A 22624-nucleotide genomic window follows, 5' to 3' on the forward strand; every position below is an offset into this window, starting at 1 on the left:
GGCCGCCCTCCGGGTCTTCTGTTGCCTTCGCGAGTGTTTCACGACGCACAGCAACAGAAACAGAAACAGAAACAGAAACAGCAATCCTGCAGCCACGACGACTCAAAGGGTAGGAGCGACGCGAGTCGCGACCGCGTTGCAACGGTCTCGCGGCGCGTGGCCGGTTTCTCTGCAGGAGCGGCCTGAGCCGCGACCCGCGCGGCGTCGCATCTATGAAAAAAGCCGCCCTCAGAAGAACCCCGCCGGCATCGGCGGTGTGGCGTCGTCCAGGAACGACACGGTCGCGGCCACGACGGTCTCGGCTTCGGCCATGATGCCGATATGGGAGGTGCCTGGCAGGACCAGCAGGCGGGCCGGCGGCGGGGCCGACAAAAAGCCTTGCGCCGCCAGCGCGGGGGCGCCGCCGCCGCGCATGCGGAACATCTCCACGCCGTGTTCCGGGCCCATGATGTCGTAGTCGCCCATGACGATCATGGTCTTGTGCTTCAGCGCCTTCATGCCGCTGCCCCAGTCGAAGGGCGTGGCATCGAGCACTTTCAGTTTTTCGACCAGCACCGGGAAATCCTCTCGCCTGGGCGCGAGCCGGTCGTATTCCTTCCTGATCGGCGTGTTGTCGAACACCGCAGGGGTGATATGTCCGATGCCCGCCAACACTTCCTTGTAGGCCGCGTCCAGGCGGGTGCCCGCCGAGGCCGTGACCAGTTTCGCGACCTTGGCCGGATGACGGATGGCGAGCTGGATGGCGGCGCCGCCTCCCATCGAGTAACCGAAGACGTCGGCTTGCTTCACCCCCGCTGCGTCGAGCACGGCCGCGGCATCGTCGGCCAAGGCTTCATAGGTGATCGGGCCTGGGCCATCGCCGGTGCGGCCGTGGCCGCGTTGATCCAGAACGATCACCGGACGGGTGCGGGCGAAACGATCGACGATGGCGGCCATGGTATCGGCCGACATATAGGCACCGTGCAGGACCAGCAGCGGGGCCTTGGCCGATTTCAAGTCGCCGACGATGTCGTAGTGAATGGCCAGGTCGTCGCGTTTGACGATGGCGGCACGTTTGGCGGGCGCTGCTACTTGCGACGGTTCCGCCGCGAGTGCGGTGACGGTGGGCGCGGCGAACAGCGCCAAGCCGGTCAACACGGCCGCGGCCAGCGATCGACAACCGGAATGAGACAGGGACATAGGGGCTCCTTTATTGGTTCGGTGAAAGTATTGGGTGGATGTGCCGGTTCATCGGGGACTGGATCGGCAGCGCCGTCGTCGGCCATCCAAAACGACCGATCTATGGATTAGACGAACGAGGAATCGGCGATTCGACATGCCTTCGATATTCCGGGTCATCGGCCAGCCGATGCCCGGGCCGTTGCGACGGCCCGGGCTGGACGGCGGATCTTCAAAGTTTGCGTTCGGGCGTCAGCGCCAGCGAGTAGACCGCAGGGCCAGGCAGGAACGGCGAGCGCCGCCCCTGCACCCAATCGTCGTGCCCGCGCCCCCAGAACGGCGAGAACACGTGCCCGCTCTGCCCTCCCGGCATGTGGGCGATACCCGAGTCTTCGTGCCCGGGCGAGACCACCATGCGTTCGGTGGCGCCGAAGGCCGGGCCCTGCACGCGCGGCATGCCGCTGTCGCCCGGCAGCGGATCGCGTGGCATGCACAGCAGGCGCTTGCCCAGCAGCGGTACGGCCGAAGCCAAGGGGTGACATATCGCCGCGGTATTCCGCTCGCCCCAGGTGCGCTGCGCCAGCGCTCCCTGGCCGGACAACTCCTGCCGTACTTCCTGCGCTGCATCCTCGAATAGCGCCTCCCAGGACGGATAGCGCCTCGACAACAGATGCTTCGGCTGGGCCGTGGCCAGGGGCCAGGCCACGCCTTCGAACTGCGGCAACTGCGGCATGACGAAACGATGCTTCATCCTCGCCTGGGCCGGTGCCGTCAGGCCATCGAGGATGCGCGCATGCACCGCCAGCCGCCATGCGCGTACCAAGCGGTAACTCACCGAGTCGGCGCTCGCGCGTCCCTCCCAGCGAGCGGCCGCCTGGGCCATTGCAGCCAATGCGGAATCGCTGCGGCCACGACGCGCCTGGGCCTGCATCAACTCCCACCATGGCGTCAGCATCAACGCCCGGTCGTCGAGCTGGACCGCCAGGAGATCGGGCTCGGCGAAAGTTCGCCGCTGCTGCAAGGCATCGCGTATCTGCCCGGCTCGTGCGCCGTGCGAATAGCCGCCATCGCCTATCCGGTTCAGCGATGCGGCATCCAGGGTGCGGTTGTTCGCGGTCCACAGGCGATGGTCCGGCGGGTCGATGATAAAGGGCGGGATGGAAGGCGGCGCAGCGTATTCGGCCGAGGCGTCCGGGCAATTTCTCTGCATCGAACTGTCCGGGCCGGCCTTTGTCGCCGCTCGCTCGCTCGACGCTCGCTCGGTGCCGGGCCATCGGCAATCGCTGGAGTCATGCGCGGGTATCGTCGGGCCGATCAGGGTCCAGGCAATCCGGCCGCGGCGATCGGCCAGCATCAGATTAGCCGTGGGCAGGCCCACCGTGCGCGCCTGGGACAATGCCTCGCGCACGTCGCGGGCGTGGTGAAGCGTCGCCAGATCGAGGTTGAGGCCTTCGGGGCGATAGGCCGTCCAATGCAGTTGCATCGGTGGCTGGCCGACCGCATCGACGATCAAGGGGCCGCGTTCGTCATCGAGCACCCGCAGCACGACCGGGTCGCGCCCCTTGACCCGGATGATTTCCACCGCGGGTTTGCGTTGCAGCAACGCGGCGCAGCTGCTCGCCTCCTTGCCCCCGCAATGCGGATCCCAATCGAGCGTGTCCGCATAGCCGTTGGTGAACCCCCAGGCGACCTTGCCGTTGCTGCCTGCGATGACCACCGGCAAGCCCGGCAGGGTGAACCCGGAAACGTCCACCCGCCCGGTTTCGTGACCGTAACGCAGCCGCGCCCGGAACCACACGTTCGGAACGCTCAGCCTGGAGTGCATGTCGTCGGCCAGGATCGCGCGGCCATCGCTCGTCAGCGCCCCGGCGACGGCGAAGTTGTTGCTGCCCGGCGTGCCGCTGCTGTCGATTGGGGCCGGGCGCGGCCGAACCGGGCCGGGCAGTTTGCGCAGATCCACGGCATCCGCATCCGGCAACACGGCGTCGCCGCGGGCTTGTCCTTGCATCGGTGCATCCCAGCGCGTGCCGTCGCGCATCAGCAGATCGAACACCGCCGCAGGCAGGTGCGGCCGCATGGAACGCAACGCAGCTTCGCGCCCGTTCGACGCATCCTGCAGGTTGACGTACATCGCGTATCCCGCCAGCGCCGAGTCCTCGGCTTGCCACGGCTGCGGCGCTTGGCCCAGCAGCAGATAGGGCCACGGCCGCACCTTCAGATGTGCCAGGCCGGCATTCACGCCCTCGGTGTAGGCACGTAAGGTCTCCGCGTGACCGCCGGCGAAGGCCTCGGAGTGGAGCCTGGCGCGATGGCGAAAACGATGGATCCGATGTTTGCGGTCGGCCTTGAGCATGGAGGGGCCGAGCAGCTCCGCCAATTCGCCGGCGGCGGTGCGCCGCATCAGATCCATTTCGAAATAGCGCTCCTGGGCATGGACGTAGCCCAAGGCACGCGCGGCGTCGGACTGGTTGGAGGCATCGATGGTGACCACGCCATCGCGATCGCGCTCTACTTCGACTGCGGCGGAAAGCCCGGCCAGGTCCAACCGCCCGTCCAGGGTCGGCAGGCTGCCGCGCACCAGCCACCACGCCGCGAACGCGAGCAAGGCGAACAGCGATGCCAGCCCCCACAAGATCGACCGCAACCGCTTCGCCATTTCGCCTCGCCCATCGGGATGTCGGTCCGCCGCTGCGGCGGAGAGGAATTATTTTGCGCCTGCGCACCGGAGCAGACCACGCATGGGCCAGCGCCGCCCCGCCCATAACGGACTAAGGCTGCGGCTCCGACTCCGAGCCGGCCTGTAGCCCCTGCCTGGATAGCAGGCTAGTTCGCAGCCACTGCGCCGTCGCCGGGTCGGCCGGCAAGAAGGTCTCGACGGCGAGTTCGCACAGGCTCAGGTCCAGCGGGTTCTTGAACATCGTGGTGGTGCTGATGAAGGACAACACGCCGCAGGACGCGCGCAATCGCAGGGGGACGACGAAGCCGTGCGCGGCCGATGCGAGCGCCTCTGCCGCCGGTCCGGGGTAATCGCTGAGCTCTCGATGCAAGGCTCGAAGCATGGGGTCGGCGGTGGCCTCGGCCTGCCGGCGCAGGCGATGCAGCAGATGCGCACGCCATGACCCCAGATTGAGAATCCGCGGTGCCAAGCCTTGTGGGTGCAGGCTCAGACGCAGCACGTTGAGCGGTGCCTGCAACAGGAACGGGGCGATGCCGCCGTCGTGCAAAACACTCAGCGCGCGATTACGCGCCAACAAGTTCCAGTTGCGGTCGACGGCGATCGCCGGGTACGGCTCGTGGCCGCGCAATACCAGCTCCACGGCCTCGCGCGCCGGTTCGAGTGCCGGGTCGTCCTGGATGCGGCCCTCGGAATAGATCGCCGACCACCCGCCTGCCCGCATCAGCAGATTGCGTTCGCGCGGCGGCACGTCGAGGCGGTCGGCCAGGCGCATCAACATGGTCCGGCTCGGCTGCGAGCGACCGGTCTCGATGAAGCTCATATGGCGCGCAGAGGTATTCGCAAGCTCGGCCAGGTTCGACTGGCTGAGACCACGGCGCTGGCGCCAGTCGCGGATGAGTTCGCCTACGGGTCGGATCGCGTTCATGCGGCCACGATAGTCAGGGCGCAGGGCTTGGCCATTACCTGTGGGGTAAACGACGGGGCCGGCTTACCGTGTCCGTTCGCTTGCCGAAACCCCGTAGCCGATAGAGCCGCCTGGTCCGGGCGGCCACCGGTATGCCGTGGCCGCGCTCGACGTGCGCCGCGCCGCTCCGCGATGAAGCCCCGACCATCATCGTGGTCCAGCGCAAGCCTGCGCCCTGACCCGCCCGTGCGCTAGAAGCTCGCGCTGAGATTGAAGCCGAAGCTGATGTCGGCGGTCGGATAGCCGCGCGGTTTGGAGATCGGCGCGCCGGCGAACAGGTCGTAACTCAAGCGCTTCCAGCCGCCGCGTGCGCCGACCACGCCGCCGGCGAGGTCGCGGCCGATCAGCTCGGCGACCGAGCGGCCGCCGACGCGGCCGTAATCGATGCCGACATAGAGCTCGGTGCCGCTCTGGCCAGGGACCCAGCCGAAGTCGTTGCGGATCAGCCAGCCGCGGTCGCTGACCAGGCTGGTTTCGCCGTCGAAGCCGCGCACCGAATAGCGGCCGCCGATCGCGAAGCGGTCCTGCGGGGTCAACGGCGTGCGGTTCCATTGCGCCCGCAGCAGGCCGACATAGCGCAGCCGGCGCTCGCCACCGGCGAGCTTGAGCTTGAACGGTGCGGTAAGGCTGACTTCGGCGGTATACAGCTTCATCCGCGAAGTGCCTTCGCCGAAGCTCTCTTCGGGAGAGACGATGGAACCGAAGGCGCCGGTGCCGCGCTTGTGGGCGAGCGTGGCTTCGAGGGTCGCGCTGCCGACGAACTCCTTGTGGTTGAGGCTCAGCTCCCAGCCGCCGACCACGCGGTGCTGCACTTCGATCTCGGTGTCGTCGACGAAGTTGCGCGAGGATCGACGGAAGGCCTTGAGCGCCATCGCAGTCTTGCGATGTTGGTCGCGGTACAGCAGGCGCGACAGCTTGACCTCGCCGTTGCCGCTCTCGCCCGAATAGACATAGGTCTGGTTGAGGCCGGCGACGCGCTGGTGATACTCGCTCTGCGATGCGGTCAGGGCCAGCGCCCAATAGCCGTACGGCAAGGAATAATGCGCAGTCTGGCTTTCGTTGCCCTTGGCGGCGCCGTGGAACAGCGGGCTGGCCACGCCGTGGTTGGCGCTGACGTAGAACAGGTCGTTGAGGCCGAACGGATTATCCAGCGACAAGGTCGCGCCGCCCTGGTTGCGGCCGGTCGAATCGGTGCCGCTGTCGTCGAGGTTCAGGTTCACCCGCCAGTGGCGCGGTTGCACGTACTTGACCACCAGATCGCTGTCGCCGGGCCTGGCGTCCTTGGCGCTGGACGGCTCGATCTTGATGTCGGCGTCGGCGGTCGGCGCGCGCTTGAGGTTCTCCAGGCCTTGTTCGATGTCGCGCAGGTTCAGCAGGTCGCCGACGCGGGCCGGAATCGCGCTGAGCAACAGCGCCGAACTGCCGAGCAGCGGCGACGCCGAATCGGCGCCGAGCCGGATCGCGGCGATGCGGCCCGGCAACAGGGTCAAGCTCAGCGTGCCCTGGGATAGGTCCTGCGGCGCCGCGAGCACACGGGTGGTCACCCAGCCCTTGGCGATCACCGCGGCCTGGACGCGTTCCATCACCACGTTGACGCCTTCAGTGCCGAGGCAACGGCCCAGCGCCGGGTCGTCGCCGTCGGGGCCATCGAGATGTCCGAGGGCCCATTGGAAGGACTCGGCGCCATCGCCGACCAGCAAGACACGGTCGATGCGGAAACACGGCGACTCGGATGCGGGAATGCGCTGGGTCGGCGCCGCCAACGCGGTCGGCAGGCGCTCGTCGATGCTGCGTTCGTTCTGCTCGCGCAACGCCCGCTCGCGCTCCTGCTGGCGTTGCTGCTCGATGATCGGTTGCGGCGTGGTGGCGACCTGGGCGGCGCAGATCGCTGGTGCGGCGACCGCGCAGGCGATCATCGTCGCGTGGGTGGTGGCTCGCATCGCCTTGCGACAGGGATTGTTCAAAGCGCTTCCTCTGGGAAATCGTCCATGTTCAAGCAAGCCGCAATCGGTGCCGGCGAAAGCCCGCGAACTCAGCCGGGTTGAAACCGGTCTACTCGCTGATCAATCCGATCAACGCTTTCATGCCGGGATCGACAGGTCTATCGAGCAAATAGCGTTGCTTGATCGTCGCCAGCGCCAGGCGCAGTAAAGACCAACTCGACGAAACGATGGCGTCTCCGCGTTGCGCAGCCTCATGCGAAGCCGCTCCGGTCCTGAGCAACGAAGTGGGGTGTCGCGCCTCGTCGAACAGCGAATGGAACTGCAGCCAAAGCGTCGAGTCGGAAGCGACGCTTTGCCCCGCAGGAACCGCCAGAAGCGCATCGGCCAGACCCCGCGCCCAAGCGTGATAACGCGCGGTGTACGAGAACGGGCGCCGGACCTGGAGGATCGAATGAGCCAGGTCCGGGCGTCCCCAAGCCAGCGCGACGACCGCGCATTCTATGAATCTCGCCTGGTAGCCATCCTGCCAATCCCGATCGGGCAACAGCGCATACTCTGCGGCGCTTCCTTGCAGCGCATCGAAATGGAGCGGCTCCACCGCGAACGCTTCGCCGAGCAGCGACCGGCTATACAGCTCGACCCTCACGAAGTCGTACCACCGCGCAGCTTTCAGCGTCGAGGTTCCCCATCCTCCTGCCCCCCCGCGCTGCCATCGCTCTGGCTCGGCTTCGGCGCGCTCGATCTGAGCGCGTACATAGCCCAGGAATTTCGCCGCCAGGTCGCTTTCGTCCGGAGCGCCGCAGAGCAGTTCCACGGCGCAGTCGAGATAGTGCGAGCTGACGGGCACGTCCATCCGAGACCAGAATCGGAACAGCCCTTCCCCGTCGATACGCTCGACCGTGCCCGGATAGCCCTCCGGCCCGAGATTAGCAGCCACGAACTCGCGCCATGCCTGCTGGGTGGATACCGCATTCATCGTTTGATCGGCTCTCTCACGCGGGGCAATACCGTGATGTTCGTCAGGGAGAATTGGTTGTTGGTGAGCTGGCGTATGTTGTCGAGTTGGGCGAGCGAAGGGTTGGAGCTCGGTCCGACGAAGAGCTGGACCAGGAAGGTCCTCCTGTCGATCTGATCCAACGCCGATATTTTGGCCAGATTGGGAATCGTCGGGTCGTTGAGGATCGTATCGCGCATGGACGCCAGGTTCTTGATGAATTGAGCCTCGCCGTTCTTGCCTTCGCCGAACGCGGTGATCTTGGGCATCGACCCCGATTTGTCTTCGACGATGACCAGTTGGTAGTTCCCGTTAGCATCTCTCTTGATGTAGGACGGATCGAAGCCGTTGTTGTTGCCTCGTCTCGCATCGACCATGCTCACGACGTCCACGGTCGAGCGGATGAAGCGCTCCGCGGCGCGCTCATGATCGACGTTCTGCGAACCGATGAGATTCTTGGGGTCGGTCGGCCCCCAGGCGAATTTATCGCTCGCTATCACCACCGGGATCGAGGTGCCGCTGGAATCCTTCATCGGCATGATCACGTAGCCGGCCGGTGCAGGCAGTCCGATCGGCGGCGCTCCCGGCAACGGCGGATTCTGCGACGGCAGGCTCGGCACTTCCGCGCCGGCCCCGATCGGCTCGTAACGATCGGTCGCCGGGTTGTACCGGCTCACCGTGCCGTTGCGTTCGATGATGTCGACATCCTTGTCCCCGATCCGGATGGTCGTGGACTTGCCGGCCCCCACCTCGTCGGTGACCTGCCTGTTGCTCTTCCCGGGCGATACGTTGGACAGCATGGTTCCGAGCGCACTGACGAAGGTCCCGCGCCGCAACAAGGCCAAGGCGTCGGCTTCGTCCTTGGTCAGGTAACCGTTCGCGTATAGCGTGGCCGGCGTGGCGTAGGTCGAGCCGAGTTCGTTGGCGCCGATCGCCGCGAGCCGTTCCAGGTTGGCCTGGTACAGGGCCGCGACCTGACTCAGGTTGGTCCATTCTTCCGAGGTATAGGGATTGATGCCCTTGCCGCTGGCGTATTGCTTCAGCTCCAGCAGGTCCTCGCGCATGTCGTCGAGGTTCGCCCGGCACTGTTCCGGTGCCTGCATCGTGCAGCTCATGTCGATCTGGCGGTTGCGTTCGATGCTGACCTCGTTCCAATACGCCTCGCGCGCCTCGATGCAGGGCCCAAAGCCTCGGCAAGCAACGATTTCCTTGTTCTTCTGCACGACCTCCATGTGCTTGAGGTAGTTGTTGGAGGTGGCGGTATTGGCCAAATCCGCACCCAGGCCCGCATCGCCCAAGGCAGCGCCGACTGCGGCGCCCAACAGCGTCGAACCTGCCTTCACCAGGGCCTTGTAGGCGTCGCTCTTGGGGTCCAGGCCCTGACTCTTCAGGTACTCGCCGATCATCGGCGTCAACTGCTCGTTGATCGTGCCGACGGCGAGTCCGAGCAGCGCACTGCCGTCGCCGATCTTGGCCTGGATCGCGCCGGCCAATCCGTGCAGCAGGGTCTTCTCGATCGAGCCGTCCTGCCAGGCGGTGACCGGCCTGGGCGGCTCGCCGGCCGCTTCGGCGCGCTTTCTTTCGTCTTCCTGCGCCTGCTTGTTGAGTTTTTCGCTGACGTCGCCGATGACGCTGTTGACCACGCCGCCGACGATGTCGAGCGCGCGCTGGCGCTCTTTCGCTTCTTGCTGGCGCTTCGGAATCTCCTCGGCCTGTTGCAGGGTCAGGGTATTGACGAGCGCGCCGTTCGCGGTTTCAGGGTCGCGCACGGTCAGGGTGGCGACGTTCTCGCGGCTCTTGTCGTCGATCTCGGCGTTGCCGGTGCCGGTGATCTTGATGTTGCCCGGGCTGATCACGCTGAGCGTATGGCTGCTCTCGTCGTTTTTCGCGGGCAATCCGGCGCCGCCGGTGAGATTCGCCAACGCCGTACTGGTCGCGCTCGATATCGCATTGCCCGCCAGGCTGGTGCCCTGCGAATACGCATTCGCCCCCGAGCTGAAACTCATATTCAGGCTCGAACTCGACGAATTGGTCTTCTGCTGGTTGACCAGGTCGCTGCTGGTCAGGCTGGCGGTGGTCAGGCTGTTCTTGTCCGGCGCCGCGGTGCTGGTGATGGCGCCGCCCTTGAGGTCGGTGTTGCCGCGCACGACGATGTCGTAGCCGCCGTTGCCGGCGCTGATGCCGCTTTGCCCCGTGGCGCTCTGGTAGAGGTGATTGACGCGCTGGCTCGAGGCACTGACCGAGCCCGAGACGTATTCGCCGTAGCAGATCGGCGGGATGCACAGGCTGAGGCTGAAGCCGCTGCTGCTTTCGCGGCTGACGTAGCTGGTGACGTCCTGCAGCGACTCGATGTTGAGATTCCGCCCGACGTTCATCTCGACACTGTCGCCGGCCAGCTGCGCGCCGCGCAGGTTGGTGTCGCGGCCGCTCTTGACCTTGAGCGAGTCGGTGGCGGTGACGAGGGTGTTGTCGTGACTGACCTCGAAGCCGGTCTGGCGCCCCGACTTGTTGCCGGCCTCGACCTGGATGCTGAAGCCGTTCTGCGAGCCGAAGCCGAACGTCACGCCGCCGCCGAGGTTGCTGCCCGAACTCGTGCCGAGGGTCGCGGCGGTGTTGCGCGCGGCGTACAGGTTGATGTCGCGCTTGGCGTCCAGGACGATGTCGCGTGCCTGCAGCTTGCCGCCTTCGACATTGATGTCGGACTCGCGGGCGGTGATGTCGATGCTGCCGGCCTGGATGTTGGTTCCGCGCTGACTGGTGCTGACCTTGACCGTGTCGGAACGCTCGCGCGTGCGGCTTTCGCTGACCGCGATGCCGAACGCCGCGCCGGACGGATTATTGGCCAGGGCCGCCTCGCTGCTGCCGGCGGCGACCGCGGAGGCGACCTTGGTCGGGTCTTGCGCCTGGCCGAAGCTGTTGACGCCGTTGGCGATCTTGTCGCTGCTCACCAGCTTGTAGGCGTCGTAGCCGGATTTCAGCACCAAGGCGCCGCGCAGGCGATCGTCGCTGGTGGTGCGCGCCGATTCGACCCGCTTGTACAGGCTGGTGATGGCGCTGCCGGCATAACCGGTGAGTTCGGCGCCGATGGTATGGCCGCTGCTCTCCTTGTGCTTCTTGCTGGCCTCGGTCGAAGTCGCGGCCATCAGGTTGACCGCGTTGCCGGAAATGCCGACCCGGTTCTTGGCCAGCAGGTTGGCGCCTTCGGTGGTGACGTTGCCCTGCCCGGTGCCCGCGTACTTGGGATCGGCGCCGGCATACAGGCTGAGGTTGCCGTTGTTGGCGCTGATCAGGCTGGTGACCGCGGTGCTGGACTGGCCGGTGCCGTCCTCGCCCTTGCGGGTGCGGCTGTAGAAGGTCTGCTTGGGCGCGTAACCGACGCGCAGATTGAGGGTACGGTCGTTCTTGTCGCTGGCCGAAATCGTGTCGCTGGTGTCTTGCGCGGCCAGGATGTCGATGTTGCGGCCGGCGGTGATGCCCACGTTGCGGTCCGCGATGACGTTGCTGGCGATGATCTGGGCATCGCGGCCGGCATCGATGCTGACGTTGCCGCCGTTGACGCTGCTGCCGACCTGTTCGGTGCTGCGGTTGATCTCGAACTCGCTGCGCGAGCTCTTGCTGTAGGTCAGACCGTCGGTCAGGTTGCGCTTGAAGCCGCTGCTCTTGCTCGAGGCGAAGCTCGCCGACTGCGAGTGCTCCTGCGCGCTTTCGATGCGCACGTCGCGACCGGCGCTGAGCACCGCCTGATTGACGGCGGAGACCTCGCTGCCGCGCACGACCAGGTCGTTGCCGGCCGACATCACCACGTTGTCGCCGCTGAAGCTGCTGCCGATGACCCGGGTTTCGCTTTCGCCGTCGAGCTTGTCGCTGCTGCTGCGCGAGAGCAGCTTCTTGCTCGAAGTATGGCTGACCGCGAGCATCGCGCTCGCGGACTGGCCGGCGTCGATGCGGATGTCGTTCTCGGCGCTGACCGCGAGGGTACCGCCGGCGGCCACCTGGGCCGCGCGCGCCTGCACGTCGTGGCCGGCGCTGATCGCGACGCTGCCGCCGCCGACGATCTGCGAGCCGACTTCGCGGCTATGCGCGGCGATGCCGCTGGCGGTGGTGTCGCCGCTGCTGCCGCTGACATGGGCCGAGGTGGAGAGCGTGACCGTACCGAGATTGACGTCGCGGCCGGCGTTGGCCAGCGTGCGGCTGCCCTGGCCGACATTGGAAAGGATCGCGCCGGTCAGGTTGAGGTCGCGCTCGGCCGAGGCCAGCAGCACGCCGCCCGGATCGGTGACGTAGACGCCGGCGATGCGGTCGATGTTGCTGCCGGTCAACAGACCGGTCGAGTTCTGGGTGGTGGTGCGGATGTTGATGTCGCGACCGGCAGTCAGCACCGCCGAGTCGCGTGCGGTGATGCTGCCGCCGATATTGTTGAGGTCGTTGCGCGCGTCGATCGCCACGTTGGCGCCGGCGATGCGGCCGCCGAGGTTGTTGACGTTCTCAGCGGTGATCGACACCAGTGCGCGACCGGCGATGGTGCCGGTGTTGACCACGTCGCCGGCGCTGCCGATGCGTACCGCGTTGCCGGCGAGCAAGGCGCCGGAGCCGTCGATGTCGCCCGGACGCACGCGCACGTACACCTGCGGCACCAGCACGCGCTGGGTGCCGCCATCGGGCAGGCTCACGGTCTGTTCGACCAGCCAGACGATGTCGCTGGTCAGCTGGGCCATCTGCGCGGCGGTCAGGGCCACGCCCGGGCGCAGGCCGTATTGCTGGGCGAAGGTCGCACCGGCGTTCATCAGCGCGGTGTACTGGGTTTCGTCGCTGCCGAAGCCGTCGAGATAGCGATAACCGGTCAGCTGGGCGACCTGCTCGCGGATCAGTTTCTGCTCGTAGAAGCCGTCGCCGAGGCGCTTGAGCAGGTGCTCGGGCTGGAAGCCCATGCGGCTCAGCAGATAGTCGCTGCTCAACCACTGGCGGTGGTTGGCGAAGCGCGGGTCGGTCTCGATCAGATACCGGCTGCCTGCATCCGGGCGCAGGCCGAACAGGCTGGCGCGCGGCACCGTCGCATTGGGCAGGCTTGTGCGCACGACCATCGGGATGGTCTCGTTGCTGCCGGTGCCGTCGGCGCCATTCGCACCGCCGGCCGTGCCGGCGCTGGCGCCCGAGGCGCGGATCACCGCGCCGACCTGAGCCGGCACTTCGACCAACGCGCCCGGACCGGCGCCGCCGTTCACCCCGCCTGCGCCGCCGCCGTGGGCGTCGACGTTGGCCGTGCCGGCCGCGCCGGGGTTGTAACCCTGCACCGCGTTGACGTTCTGCAGCGGGGTGTATTTCTCCAGGTCGATGGTTTCGTTGATGTCGGGGTGGCTGACGCTGCCCTGGATCTCGCCCTTGTGGTTCATGACGATCGTCGAGCTGACGATGCGGCGGTTGCCGGTCAAACCTTCATTGGTCACGTCGCTCGCGGTCAGGGTGCCGCCGGCGATGATCTTGCTGCTCTTGTTGTGCACGGCGCCGGACAGCGCCATGTCGCCGCCGGCGACGATGCGCGAGGGGTCGACATCTGTCGCGGTGTCTTCGGTGACCGCGTACGAGGTCGTCCACAGGCCGAAGCCTTCGACCGTCAACAACTGGCCCGGTGTGCCGTCGGGGTTGCGCAGATAGACGATCGGCGAGCCCATGACGAAGATGACTTGGTCGAGGGTGTAGAAGCCGCTGCCGCCGATCGGCGCCAGCAATACCGTCGGAGCCTTCGGCGGCATCGCCTGCGGCCCCTTGCGGATGTGCACGTCCCAGTTGTTGATGCGGCCCATCGCGATCGACAGGTCGCCCAGCGACTCGATGTCGGCGCTGAAGTTGTTGAGCGTGCCGCCCTGCCCGGTCGCCTCGCGCTCGCCGTTGAGCGCACCGCCGATGAACAGGTCGCCGGCGCTGAAGATCAACGCGTGCTCGCGGTTGTTGAGGGTGCCGGCGCCGATGTCCAGGCGGCTGCGCGCGGCAATGGTGCCGGCCTTGATCGTGCCGCCTACGTTCTCGGCGTCGTTGTTCACGGTGCCGGCGCCGATCGAGACGAGGTCGCCGTAGACGCGGCCGGTGCCGATGTTGTTGAGGGTGCCGGCGTCGAGACGGGTGTCGTGGCCGTCGATGAGGCCGCGGTTGGTCAGCGTGTCGGCGGCGCGGACGATGGTGGTGCCGGCGCTGATTTCGGCGCCGGCGGTGTTGTCGACGTTGCGCCCGGCGACGGTCAGGGTCTGGCCGGCAACGAGCTTGCCGTGATTGGTGAAGTTACCGGTCGTGGTGTAGCTGACGTTGCCGTTGGCGCCGACCTCGCCGTTGTTCACCACGTCCTGGGTCAGGGCGATGCTGAGGTCCTTGCCCGACACCGCGCGGCCGTCGCCGCTGAAGCGCGCGGCGTCGATCTTGAGCAGCTTGTCGGCGACCAGGGTGCCGTTGCCGTTGATCAGGTCGAGCGTTTTCGCCGCCGGATTGGCGGCGTTGGGATCGACGATCGCGACGGTGTCGCCGGCCGATATCAGACCACCGCGGTTGTCGACGGTGCCGCCGCTGGCGATGGTGACGTTGGCATCGGCGCGGATCGCACCGGAGCGGTTGTCGAAGCCGCCGGTGTTGATCGCAACGCTGCCGCCCTCGATGCCCAGGTTCGCGCCCGAGGTGCCGGCGTTGACGACGTGGCCGGCATTTAGGGTGGTCTTGCCGAGCGAGCGGATCAGCGCGCCGCTGTTGTCGAGCGCACCGGCGCTGATCGTGAGATCGCCCTTGGCCTGGGTACGGCCGCCGCGGTTGTCGTAGGTCGCGCCATGGGTGTCGATGCTGACGCCGCTTTCGCCCAGCACCGTGCCGCCGCTGTTGCTGACCGCGCCGGTGCTGGCGACCAAGGCCTGCTTGGCGCCGATGAAGCCGGCGTTGTTGTTCACCGTGCCGGTATTGAGGGTCAGGGTATCGGCGCTGCTGATGCCGCCCTGGCCGTTGCTCGCGCCGGCGGCGTTGGTGTTGATCAAGGCCTGGCCACCGGTATCGATGCTCATCGCCTTGCCGGACTGGATCACGCCGCTGTCGTTGTTCAACAGGCCCGATTTCAGGGTGACGGTTTGGGTGGCCGCCAACGCGCCCTTGCCGCTGTTGTCGAGGGCATTGCCGCGGGTATCGACCGACAGGCTGTCGCCGAACACCTTGCCGCCGCGATTGCTCAAGCCGCCATTGGCCAGCATGGTGCGGGCGCCGGCCTGCAGGCTGCCGCCGTCGTTGCGGGTCAGGCCGGCGGTGGCGATGTCGAGGTTGCCGCGCACCGCGGCGACGGTGCCGCCGCTGTTGTCGAGGCTGGCCGCAAGGATGCGGGCATTGCCGTTGCCGGCGATGGTGCCGCCGATGTTGGTCGCGGCGCCGCCCTGGGTATCGACGGCGACGTCGCCGACCGAGGTGATGCGGCCGCTGTCGTTGTTCAAGCCCCCCGCGCGCAGGTCGACGTTGCCGCCGGCGCCGATCTCGCCCTTGAGGCTGTTGTCGAGTAGACCCTCGACGCTGAGGCCGAGTGCCGAGCCCTCGGCTGCACGCAGGGTGCCGGCCCGGTTGCTGAGGCTGCCGGCGGCGACGCGGGTCTGACCGTTGCTGGCGATGATGCCGCCGCTATTGTCGAGCACGCCGCGCACGCCGATGCGCGTGTCGGAGGCGCCGGTCTGGACGATCTGTCCGCCGCGATTGCTCAGCTCGCCGGCCTCGATGGCGATCTGCTTGGCGCTGGTCTTGCCGCCGTCCTGGTTGAAGGCGTCGGCCAGCTCGACGAGCAAGCCACCGTTGCCGGTGATGTGGCCGTTGTCGCCGTCGAAACGGCCGCCGGCGATCTTCAGCGCGCCGCTGCCGGCGTGTTCGATCTTGCCGCCGCGGTTGCTGATTGCCGCGCCCTGCAGCCCCAGGTCCTGGCCGTTGCTGGCGATGCGGCCGCCGTCGTTATTCAGCGTACCGCTGACTGCGAGCGTGCTGGCCGCGGTGCCGGTCTGGACGATCTCGCCGCCCTGGGTGTTGGCGATGTTGGCGGCGCGGATATCGAGTTCGCCGGCATTGAGTTTGCCGGCTTGGTTGATCAGCGACTGCGCGCCGTTCGTGTTGGCGACGACGCTCAAGCGGCCGGCCGTGGCCACGGTGGCGCGGCTGGTGTCGACGTTGCCTTGGGTGGCGGTCAGCGCGATCTCGGCTGCGCTGGTCTGGCCCGCGGAAATATCCACGCTCGCGCCCTGCAAGCTGACTTTGCCGGCGGCGAGCTGGGTGCCGTGGGCGACCAGGGCGCCACTCGTGGTGACCTGCAACTGGCCCGCCCCGGCGAGTTTGCCGTCGGCCTGGATGCCGGCGCCGAGCACGCCGCTGCCGCCGCCTTGCAGGCTGCCGGCGGCGATCAGTGCGTTGCGACCGGCGGTGATGCTGCCGTCGTTGCCCAACACGCCGCCGGTCGTGATCGTGACGTCGTTGGCGCCGCGCAGGCTGCCGCTGTTGGCGAGGCTGCCGGCTTGCAGATGCAGGTCGCCGGCCGCGCCGATCTGGCCCTGGGCGTTGCTCACGGCGCCGACCACGTTCAAGCGCGCGCCGGCCTGCGCCGACTGGATGCTGCCTTTGGCGTTGTCGAGCGTGGCGGCGGTCAGGCCGACATCGCGATTGGCGATCAAGGTGCCGGCGTTGTTGATCGCCGCGCCGCTCACCGCCGCGGCCAGGACACCGGTGGCGGCGATGGTGCCGCCGCTGTTGTCGAGCGTTCCGCCGACCGCGAGCTGGGCGTCGCTGGCGCTGGTCAGCGTGCCGCCGCGATTGAGCAGGTCGCCGCTCGCGCTGATGTTCAAGCGTCCGGCGTTGAGCTTGCCGCCGCTGTTATCGAACTGTTCGACCCGGGCGTTGAAGACGTTGCCGATATTGAGCGTGCCGCCGCGATTGTCGAAACGCGGCTGATCGACCGTCATGTCGGCGACGCTGAGGCTGCCGCCCTGGTTGTCCAGGTCCGCGCTGTGCAACGCGATCGCGCCGCCGGCATAGATGCGCCCGCCGTCGTTGCGCAGCGTGCCCGCCGCGGCGATCAGGCCTGGCGACGGCGGCTGGTACGGCGGCGGCACGACGCCACCGCCTTCGCCGCTGCCCGGAGTGCCACCTCCGTTGCCTGGTGTACCGCCACCAGGCGTGGTCGGTGGCGTGCCGCCATTGCCCGGCCCGGTGCCCGGTGTCGGCGTTTGCGCGATCGGCTCCAGGCCGATGTTGCCGCCGCGGTTGCTCAGGCTCGGCGCGCTCAAGGCCAGCGCCGCGCCGCTGGTCTGGCGCAAGGTGCCGCCGCGGTTGTCGAGGTCGCCCGCGCTGTTCAACTCCAGGCGCGAGCCTTCGAGCGTGCCGCCTTGCTCGCCGATGCGATTGTTGAGGGCGCCCTGGGTGGCGATCTTGAGGTTCGCGCCACTGGACACGCGGCCGCTGTTGTCGAACGTCGATGCGCTCAGGCTCGCGTCGGTCGTGGCCTGCAGGGTTCCGATGTTTTCCAGGCGCCCGGCGCTGGTGACGACGAGTTGGCCGGCGCCGGCGAGCTGCGCCGCCGACGTCGACGCCGCCTGCACCGTGCCGGCGTTGCGCACACCAAGGCCGGCTTCGGTGCCGACCAGGACGATCTTGCCGGCGTACATGCCGCCGAGTGCCGCCACATCCAAGGCATAGGTCGGTGTGCTGCCGGAGGCGCCCGCCGCGGCGACCTGGGCGTGATCGGCGGAAATCTGATTGGCGCCGGTAACGACCTTGAGCTCGCTGGCCCAGATGCCGGCGTTGGCCTGCACCGCGCGGGCGAGGATCGCGGCGTAGTCGGTCTTGCTGGCGTCCAGGCCCTTGCCGTCGATGGTGATGGTGCCGCCGCGAACCAGGAAGCTGTCGAGGCCGCCGAAGGAATTGAACTGCGGCGTGCCTGTGGTCAAGGTGGCGCGGCTGGCGTTGATGAAACCGCCGCCGTCGACCGCGATGCCGGCCGGGTTGGCGATGATCACTTCGGCGCGTTGGCCGCCGACTTCGAGGTAACCGCGCAGGCGGCTGGCGTCGCCGCCGTTGACCTCGTTGAGGATGATCCGCGCCGGCCCGGTGGCCAGATTCGGATTGCCCTGCACCCAACCGCCGAGTTGGGTCTGGACGTTGCCGCGGCTGTTGTTGAGGATCGCGCCTTCGGGACCGACATTGAACTGCTGGTAGACATTGCGGCTCACACCGGCCGCCGACGGTGTCTGGATGTTGACCAGGGGCACGCCGTTGGGCGCGGTCAGCAGCACCGGGCGCTGCGTCGCGGGCGCTTCCGGCGCCGCGATCATTTGTCCCTGGCTCGGCGAAGCCGATAGTGCGGCGACCAGGACCACCGCCGCAGTCAGCGGTGTGGTGGCGCGGTGCGCGCACGCGCCCTCGCCGTCCTTGGCGAGTGCCGGCTTCGTCCCGGAAGCCGACGCGTTCGGTTGCGTGCCGTGAGCACGCGCACGGGCGATGCGAGGCGGAAGGCGGGTCATGGTCTGTCGTCCTTGAAAGAATGGCGCGTCGCCGCCGTTGGCCTCGCACCCCGCAGGGCATGAGCTGGCGTTCGCCTATAGAGACGAGGCAACGGCGGCGATCCCTACCCCGCCCCCTGCAATCGCCGTGACGTGCGACTCAGGTCACACTATCGCGCCGGTAACGGCGTGGAGACGAAGGCCCATCGCACAGCCTTCGCGGCCGTTCGGCCCCTCCGAACAGGCCGAGAGCCGCAAGCGAACGAGCGCCGTCCGGCCGACGACTGTGCCGTTATCCGCATCCGGAGCGCGTAAGCGATGCAAGCCGCGTCGGCGCGCGGGTCCGACCATGGCCCGGGTCCTGTCCGGAGGCGCCATGCCCGTCGTCGAATTCGTCAGCCGCTCGCCCTCGCCGCTTGAGGCACTGTCGTGAATCGCCCGAGCCTCGAGGTCGCCCTGCTCTGGTCGGCCCTGGCCTTGTTGGCGCTGGCCTATGCCTGGCGCTGGTACGCGCTGGAGCGCGCCCGCCGCCAACGGGATCGCGATGCGGACGCGGGTGTGTCGCCGTGGCCCCGTCCAGGCGATGGGCTGACCGGCTTCGTCGCGAATTTCTTCGACACCCTCGGCATCGGTTCTTTCGCCACCACCACCGCGATCTTCAAGTTGCGTGGCCGGGTCGCCGACGATCGCATTCCAGGCACCTTGAACGTCGGCCACGCGCTGCCGACCATCGCTCAGGCCCTGATCTTCATCGCCGTGGTCAGCGTCGACTTCGTCACTCTGGCCGGGATGATCGCCGCCGCGGTCGCCGGCGCCTGGGCCGGCGTGCGGGTGGTGGCGCGGCTGCCGAAACGCGCGATCCAGATCGGCATGGGCATCGCGTTGTTGGTCTCGGCGCTGTTGTTCCTTGCCACCAACCTGCAATGGCTGCCGGGCGGCGGCGACGCCTTGGGCCTGCACGGCGCGACGCTCGCCTTCGCCATTGCCGCCAGCTTCGTGCTCGGCGCATTGATGATGCTCGGCATCGGGCTGTACGCGCCGTGCCTGATCCTGGTCAGCCTGCTCGGCATGAACCCGCTCGCGGCGTTCCCGATCATGATGGGCGCCTGCGCGTTCCTGATGCCGGTCGGCGGCGCGGCCTTCGTGCGCAGCGGCCGCTATGACCTGCGCGCGGCCTTCGGTCTGACTTTAGGCGGCATTCCCGGGGTCTTGATCGCGGCCTTCCTGGTCAAGTCGCTGCCGTTGGAATGGCTGCGTTGGCTGGTGCTGGCGGTGACGCTGTACGCCGCTGTGCAGATGCTGCTGTCGGCGCGGCGTGCGCGAGCGGAGGCATCGGGTTCGCTGAAAGCCGACCGTGCCTGAGCGGCGGAGGCCTCATTCCGCCAATAGCGCCACCACTCGCGCTTCAACTCGGATACGAACCCATCGCGCAAGACCTGCGTGCAAGCACTTCAGTTAGCCGGCGAGATCTCGTGACGCCAACCCGGCGACCCGGCACGGGCCGGGTCGCGCAGGCCGCGCCGGCGGCTAGGGAACGTTGCACTGGAAGACGAAAGTGACTTGGTTGCTTCCGGGCGCCGCGGACAAGGTGCCGAGCGTCACCCCAGCCGACAGCATGCCGAAGGTCAACGGCCCTGCCGGGCACGCGCCCGGTGGTCCGCTGCAAGTGACTGCATTACCGGCCGGACAAACGATACCCGGCCCCGCCGCGTCGCTGACGAGTGCTCCCACCACCGGATCCGGGCCTACGTTGGTTACGACCACGGTATAGGTCGTCGGCGCTCCTCGCGTCACCGTATCGCCGACCTGGTCGACATCGCCGTTCACGCCTGGCGTATTGGTCTTGGTGATCCGCAGGTCCGCTTGCCGGCGGGTATTGGTGATGGTGCAGACGATCGCGGTGTCGTTGTCGCCGACGGTCAGCGTGTTGCCCGACAAGCCACTGGTGCCGGTGCAGGCCCAGGCGCTCGGGTTGTACAGGCCGACGTTGCCGGCACCCAGTATCTCGGACAAGGTGAATACAGTGCCGGTATCGACCACGACCGCCGTACCGGTGTCGGTCTCGTTCGCGCTGTTGGCGACCGACGTCAGCGTCGGGTTCACGATGCCGCCGGTGGCGCTGAGGCTGGCACTGTCGTTGACGACCGCGCCGACCCAAGTCTTGGCCAGCGCCACCGACGCGGTCTTGCGCACGTTGGTGAAGCTGCAGGTGAAATCGGTGCCGGCCACCACGTCGGCGGAGGGAATGGTGAAGGTGGTGCCGCTCAAGCTGCCGACGTTGGCGATGCCGTTGCTGCAGGTCGCGCTGGCGAGCTGATAGATCGCCGGCAACGCGTTCTCCTGAATCGTGATCGCCGTGGCCGGCGCGACGATGCCGAACGGTTGGATGCCCGCGGCAGCATTGCCGTCGACTTGCGCCGTGCCCGATGCCGGCGTGCTCACCGTCGCGGCGGTCAGCGCGGTATTGGTCAGGGCGAAACCGAATGTCGCTGCCGCGGCCGGGCTGGTGGTCTTGCTCAGGGTCAGGCAACCCGGGTCCACCACCGCCGTCGCGGTGTTGTTGGCGGTGCCGCCTGGCGCGGGCGTGACGAACAAGGCCTGCGCGCTGGTGGCTTCCTGGATCGGCGCGACCACCGCGACCGTGCTGGTGTTGGTGGTCGCCGCGCACTGCGCCGGGTCGAGCGTGCCGGTGATCGTGTAGGTCAAAGTGCCGCCCGCGGCCGCATTACCGGCCGGCAAGGTCGCGGTCGCCGCGATAGCGCCGGTGCCGCTGGCAGCCGGACACACCGGCGTGGGCGTGCCGCTGGCAGCGCAGGTCCACGAGAACGCGGTGAAACCGGCCGGCAACGCATCGGCAATCGACACTTGCGCGTCGTGCGCAGCGAGATCGCTGCCCGTGCCCACGGTCGGACGCGCGGTGTTGTTCTGGTAGGTCACGGTGAACACCGTGCTGCCGCCGGCTGCGGGGCTGGCGTTGCCGACGGTCTTGGTGGTGCGCGTGTCGACGTCGTTGTCGAGGATGGTATAGGTCGAGGTCTGCACGAACGGCGGGCCGCAGGTGGACGTGCTGGCGATGGTGTAGACCGCGGGATTCGGCTGCACACTCATCGTGATGAATTCGTTGTTCTCGACGACGGTGTCGTTGACGATGACGATGCCGGTCGGGAACTGGCTGCCGACGTTGCCGTCGTAGTTGCCGGCCGGGATCGTCATGGTGAAGGTGTTGGTGCCCGACGGCGTGGTGTAGTCGCTGCCGAGCGTCGCGGTGCTGGCTGCCGTGACTTGGATGGTCACGTTCACCGGCGCGGCGATGGTGCCGGACACCGCAACGACCGGGCCGCTGCCGGTGGTGACGGATTCCGATCCCGAGTTGGTCGCGGTTTTGAACTCCAGGTACGGGGTCAGGAAGATCTGGATCTCATCGAGCAGATTGCCGACGCTGTTGTTGCCGGTGGAGGTGCTGATGGCTTCGAAGCCGAAATCGTGGATCGCGGACGTACCGGTCCAGGTGAAGGTGCCGGTGTAGTCGGCCCAGGTATTGGTCGTCGTCGGCGCAGCGCAGCTTGCGGTGCCGATCAGCCCGCCGCCGCAGGCCTGCACGGTGCCGGCACCGGTGGTGTTGGTCGCGAAGCGGCCGATCTGGTTGACCGTCGAATCGATGTTGAACGCCATCACGTCGAGGCCGGTGCCGCCAGGGTCTCTGGCCCGGTGGCTCAACTGCCACCGCACCTGCTCTCCGGTGACCAGGCACACGCGCTGAAACAGGCGTGAGGCGGTTTGGGCATTGAGCTCGGCGAGGTTACTGCCGGCGCGCGACGGCACCCCGAGGAAGCCGTTGCTCCACAGTTCGATCAGCGGGCCGGTCTCGCCGCTCGGAGGGCTGGTGCAGCCGCCCCCGCCGGTACCGACCGGATGGGTGGTCGTCCAGCCGGTCACCCGCGAATCGATGGTCTGGGTGGAGCAGCCCGCGGGCACCAGGATGGGCTCTTCGAAGCCGAGATTGATGAAGCTGCGCTGGATCTGCGCAGTCGCCGGAAACGCCAACAGCGGCAGCAATGCCAAGGCCACTGGACAGGCAAACAGGCGCCGGCCGCGCGTACTGGCGGACAGGCATCGACGACGATGGTTGAACAAACGGCACCCCCTCGTTGCACAGGCCAATCAGTGAGTCAGCGTCGAGCAACAACCGTGCAGCTCGATACGTGCGCTTCAGGACAGCGCTGCCACGGAGCCCCCAGGGGCGCAGCGACTCTCGATTGGTGACTTGCCCAGGCGTCCCGGTCACGGGCATTTCTGTGACTTATATCTCAGTTTTGCACCCCTCTCAATCACGAAGTGCCTTTCTTTAGTCGATTTACTTCATTCGGTGTGCTTTTTGCGCAAAGACACACGGAGTAAACG

8 protein-coding genes are annotated in these 22624 nt (G+C 67.5%); 1 reads left to right on the forward strand and 7 read right to left on the reverse strand.

The genetic code is table 11. The annotated features are described in order from the left end of the window. Positions 1 to 228: 228 nt before the first annotated feature. From EX88_RS0100850 to EX88_RS0100875, 6 genes are all read right to left on the reverse strand, one after another. On the reverse strand, positions 229 to 1125 hold the full coding sequence (locus tag EX88_RS0100850) for an alpha/beta fold hydrolase (RefSeq protein WP_161786055.1): 897 nt from the start codon (positions 1123 to 1125) through the stop codon (positions 229 to 231). A 265-nt stretch (positions 1126 to 1390) separates the two neighbouring features. Beyond that, positions 1391 to 3814: a penicillin acylase family protein gene (locus EX88_RS0100855; protein WP_031370138.1), complete on the reverse strand. Its 2424-nt coding sequence runs from the start codon at positions 3812 to 3814 to the stop codon at positions 1391 to 1393. A gap of 112 nt (positions 3815 to 3926) precedes the next feature. After that, positions 3927 to 4760 carry a helix-turn-helix domain-containing protein gene (locus tag EX88_RS0100860; RefSeq protein ID WP_051884278.1) on the reverse strand — a complete coding sequence of 278 codons (834 nt, stop codon included), beginning with the start codon at positions 4758 to 4760 and terminating at the stop codon, positions 3927 to 3929. Positions 4761 to 4990: 230 nt separating this feature from the next. Then, positions 4991 to 6763 (reverse strand): ShlB/FhaC/HecB family hemolysin secretion/activation protein, encoded by a 1773-nt coding sequence (locus EX88_RS0100865; protein WP_235186175.1) that lies wholly within the window; start codon positions 6761 to 6763, stop codon positions 4991 to 4993. 88 nt (positions 6764 to 6851) lie between these two features. Beyond that, on the reverse strand, positions 6852 to 7718 hold the full coding sequence (locus EX88_RS0100870) for a hypothetical protein (protein ID WP_031370141.1): 867 nt from the start codon (positions 7716 to 7718) through the stop codon (positions 6852 to 6854). After that, entirely contained in the window at positions 7715 to 18244 is a 10530-nt protein-coding gene (locus tag EX88_RS0100875; protein WP_081930513.1) for a hemagglutinin repeat-containing protein, read from the reverse strand. The genes EX88_RS0100870 and EX88_RS0100875 overlap by 4 nt, the downstream gene beginning before the upstream one ends. Positions 18245 to 18652: 408 nt before the next feature. Here EX88_RS0100875 and EX88_RS0100880 point away from each other — a divergent pair, with 408 nt between their 5' ends. Next, a complete protein-coding gene (locus EX88_RS0100880; protein WP_031370143.1) occupies positions 18653 to 19585 on the forward strand; it encodes a sulfite exporter TauE/SafE family protein in 933 nt (310 codons plus the stop codon). A 165-nt stretch (positions 19586 to 19750) separates the two neighbouring features. Here the strand turns inward: EX88_RS0100880 and EX88_RS0100885 are convergent, their stop codons facing one another. Further along, positions 19751 to 22291 carry a beta strand repeat-containing protein gene (locus EX88_RS0100885; RefSeq protein ID WP_031370144.1) on the reverse strand — a complete coding sequence of 847 codons (2541 nt, stop codon included), beginning with the start codon at positions 22289 to 22291 and terminating at the stop codon, positions 19751 to 19753. Between the last annotated feature and the right edge of the window lie 333 nt (positions 22292 to 22624).

Source organism: Lysobacter antibioticus (genome assembly GCF_000731095.1).
Lineage (GTDB): Bacteria > Pseudomonadota > Gammaproteobacteria > Xanthomonadales > Xanthomonadaceae > Lysobacter > Lysobacter antibioticus_B.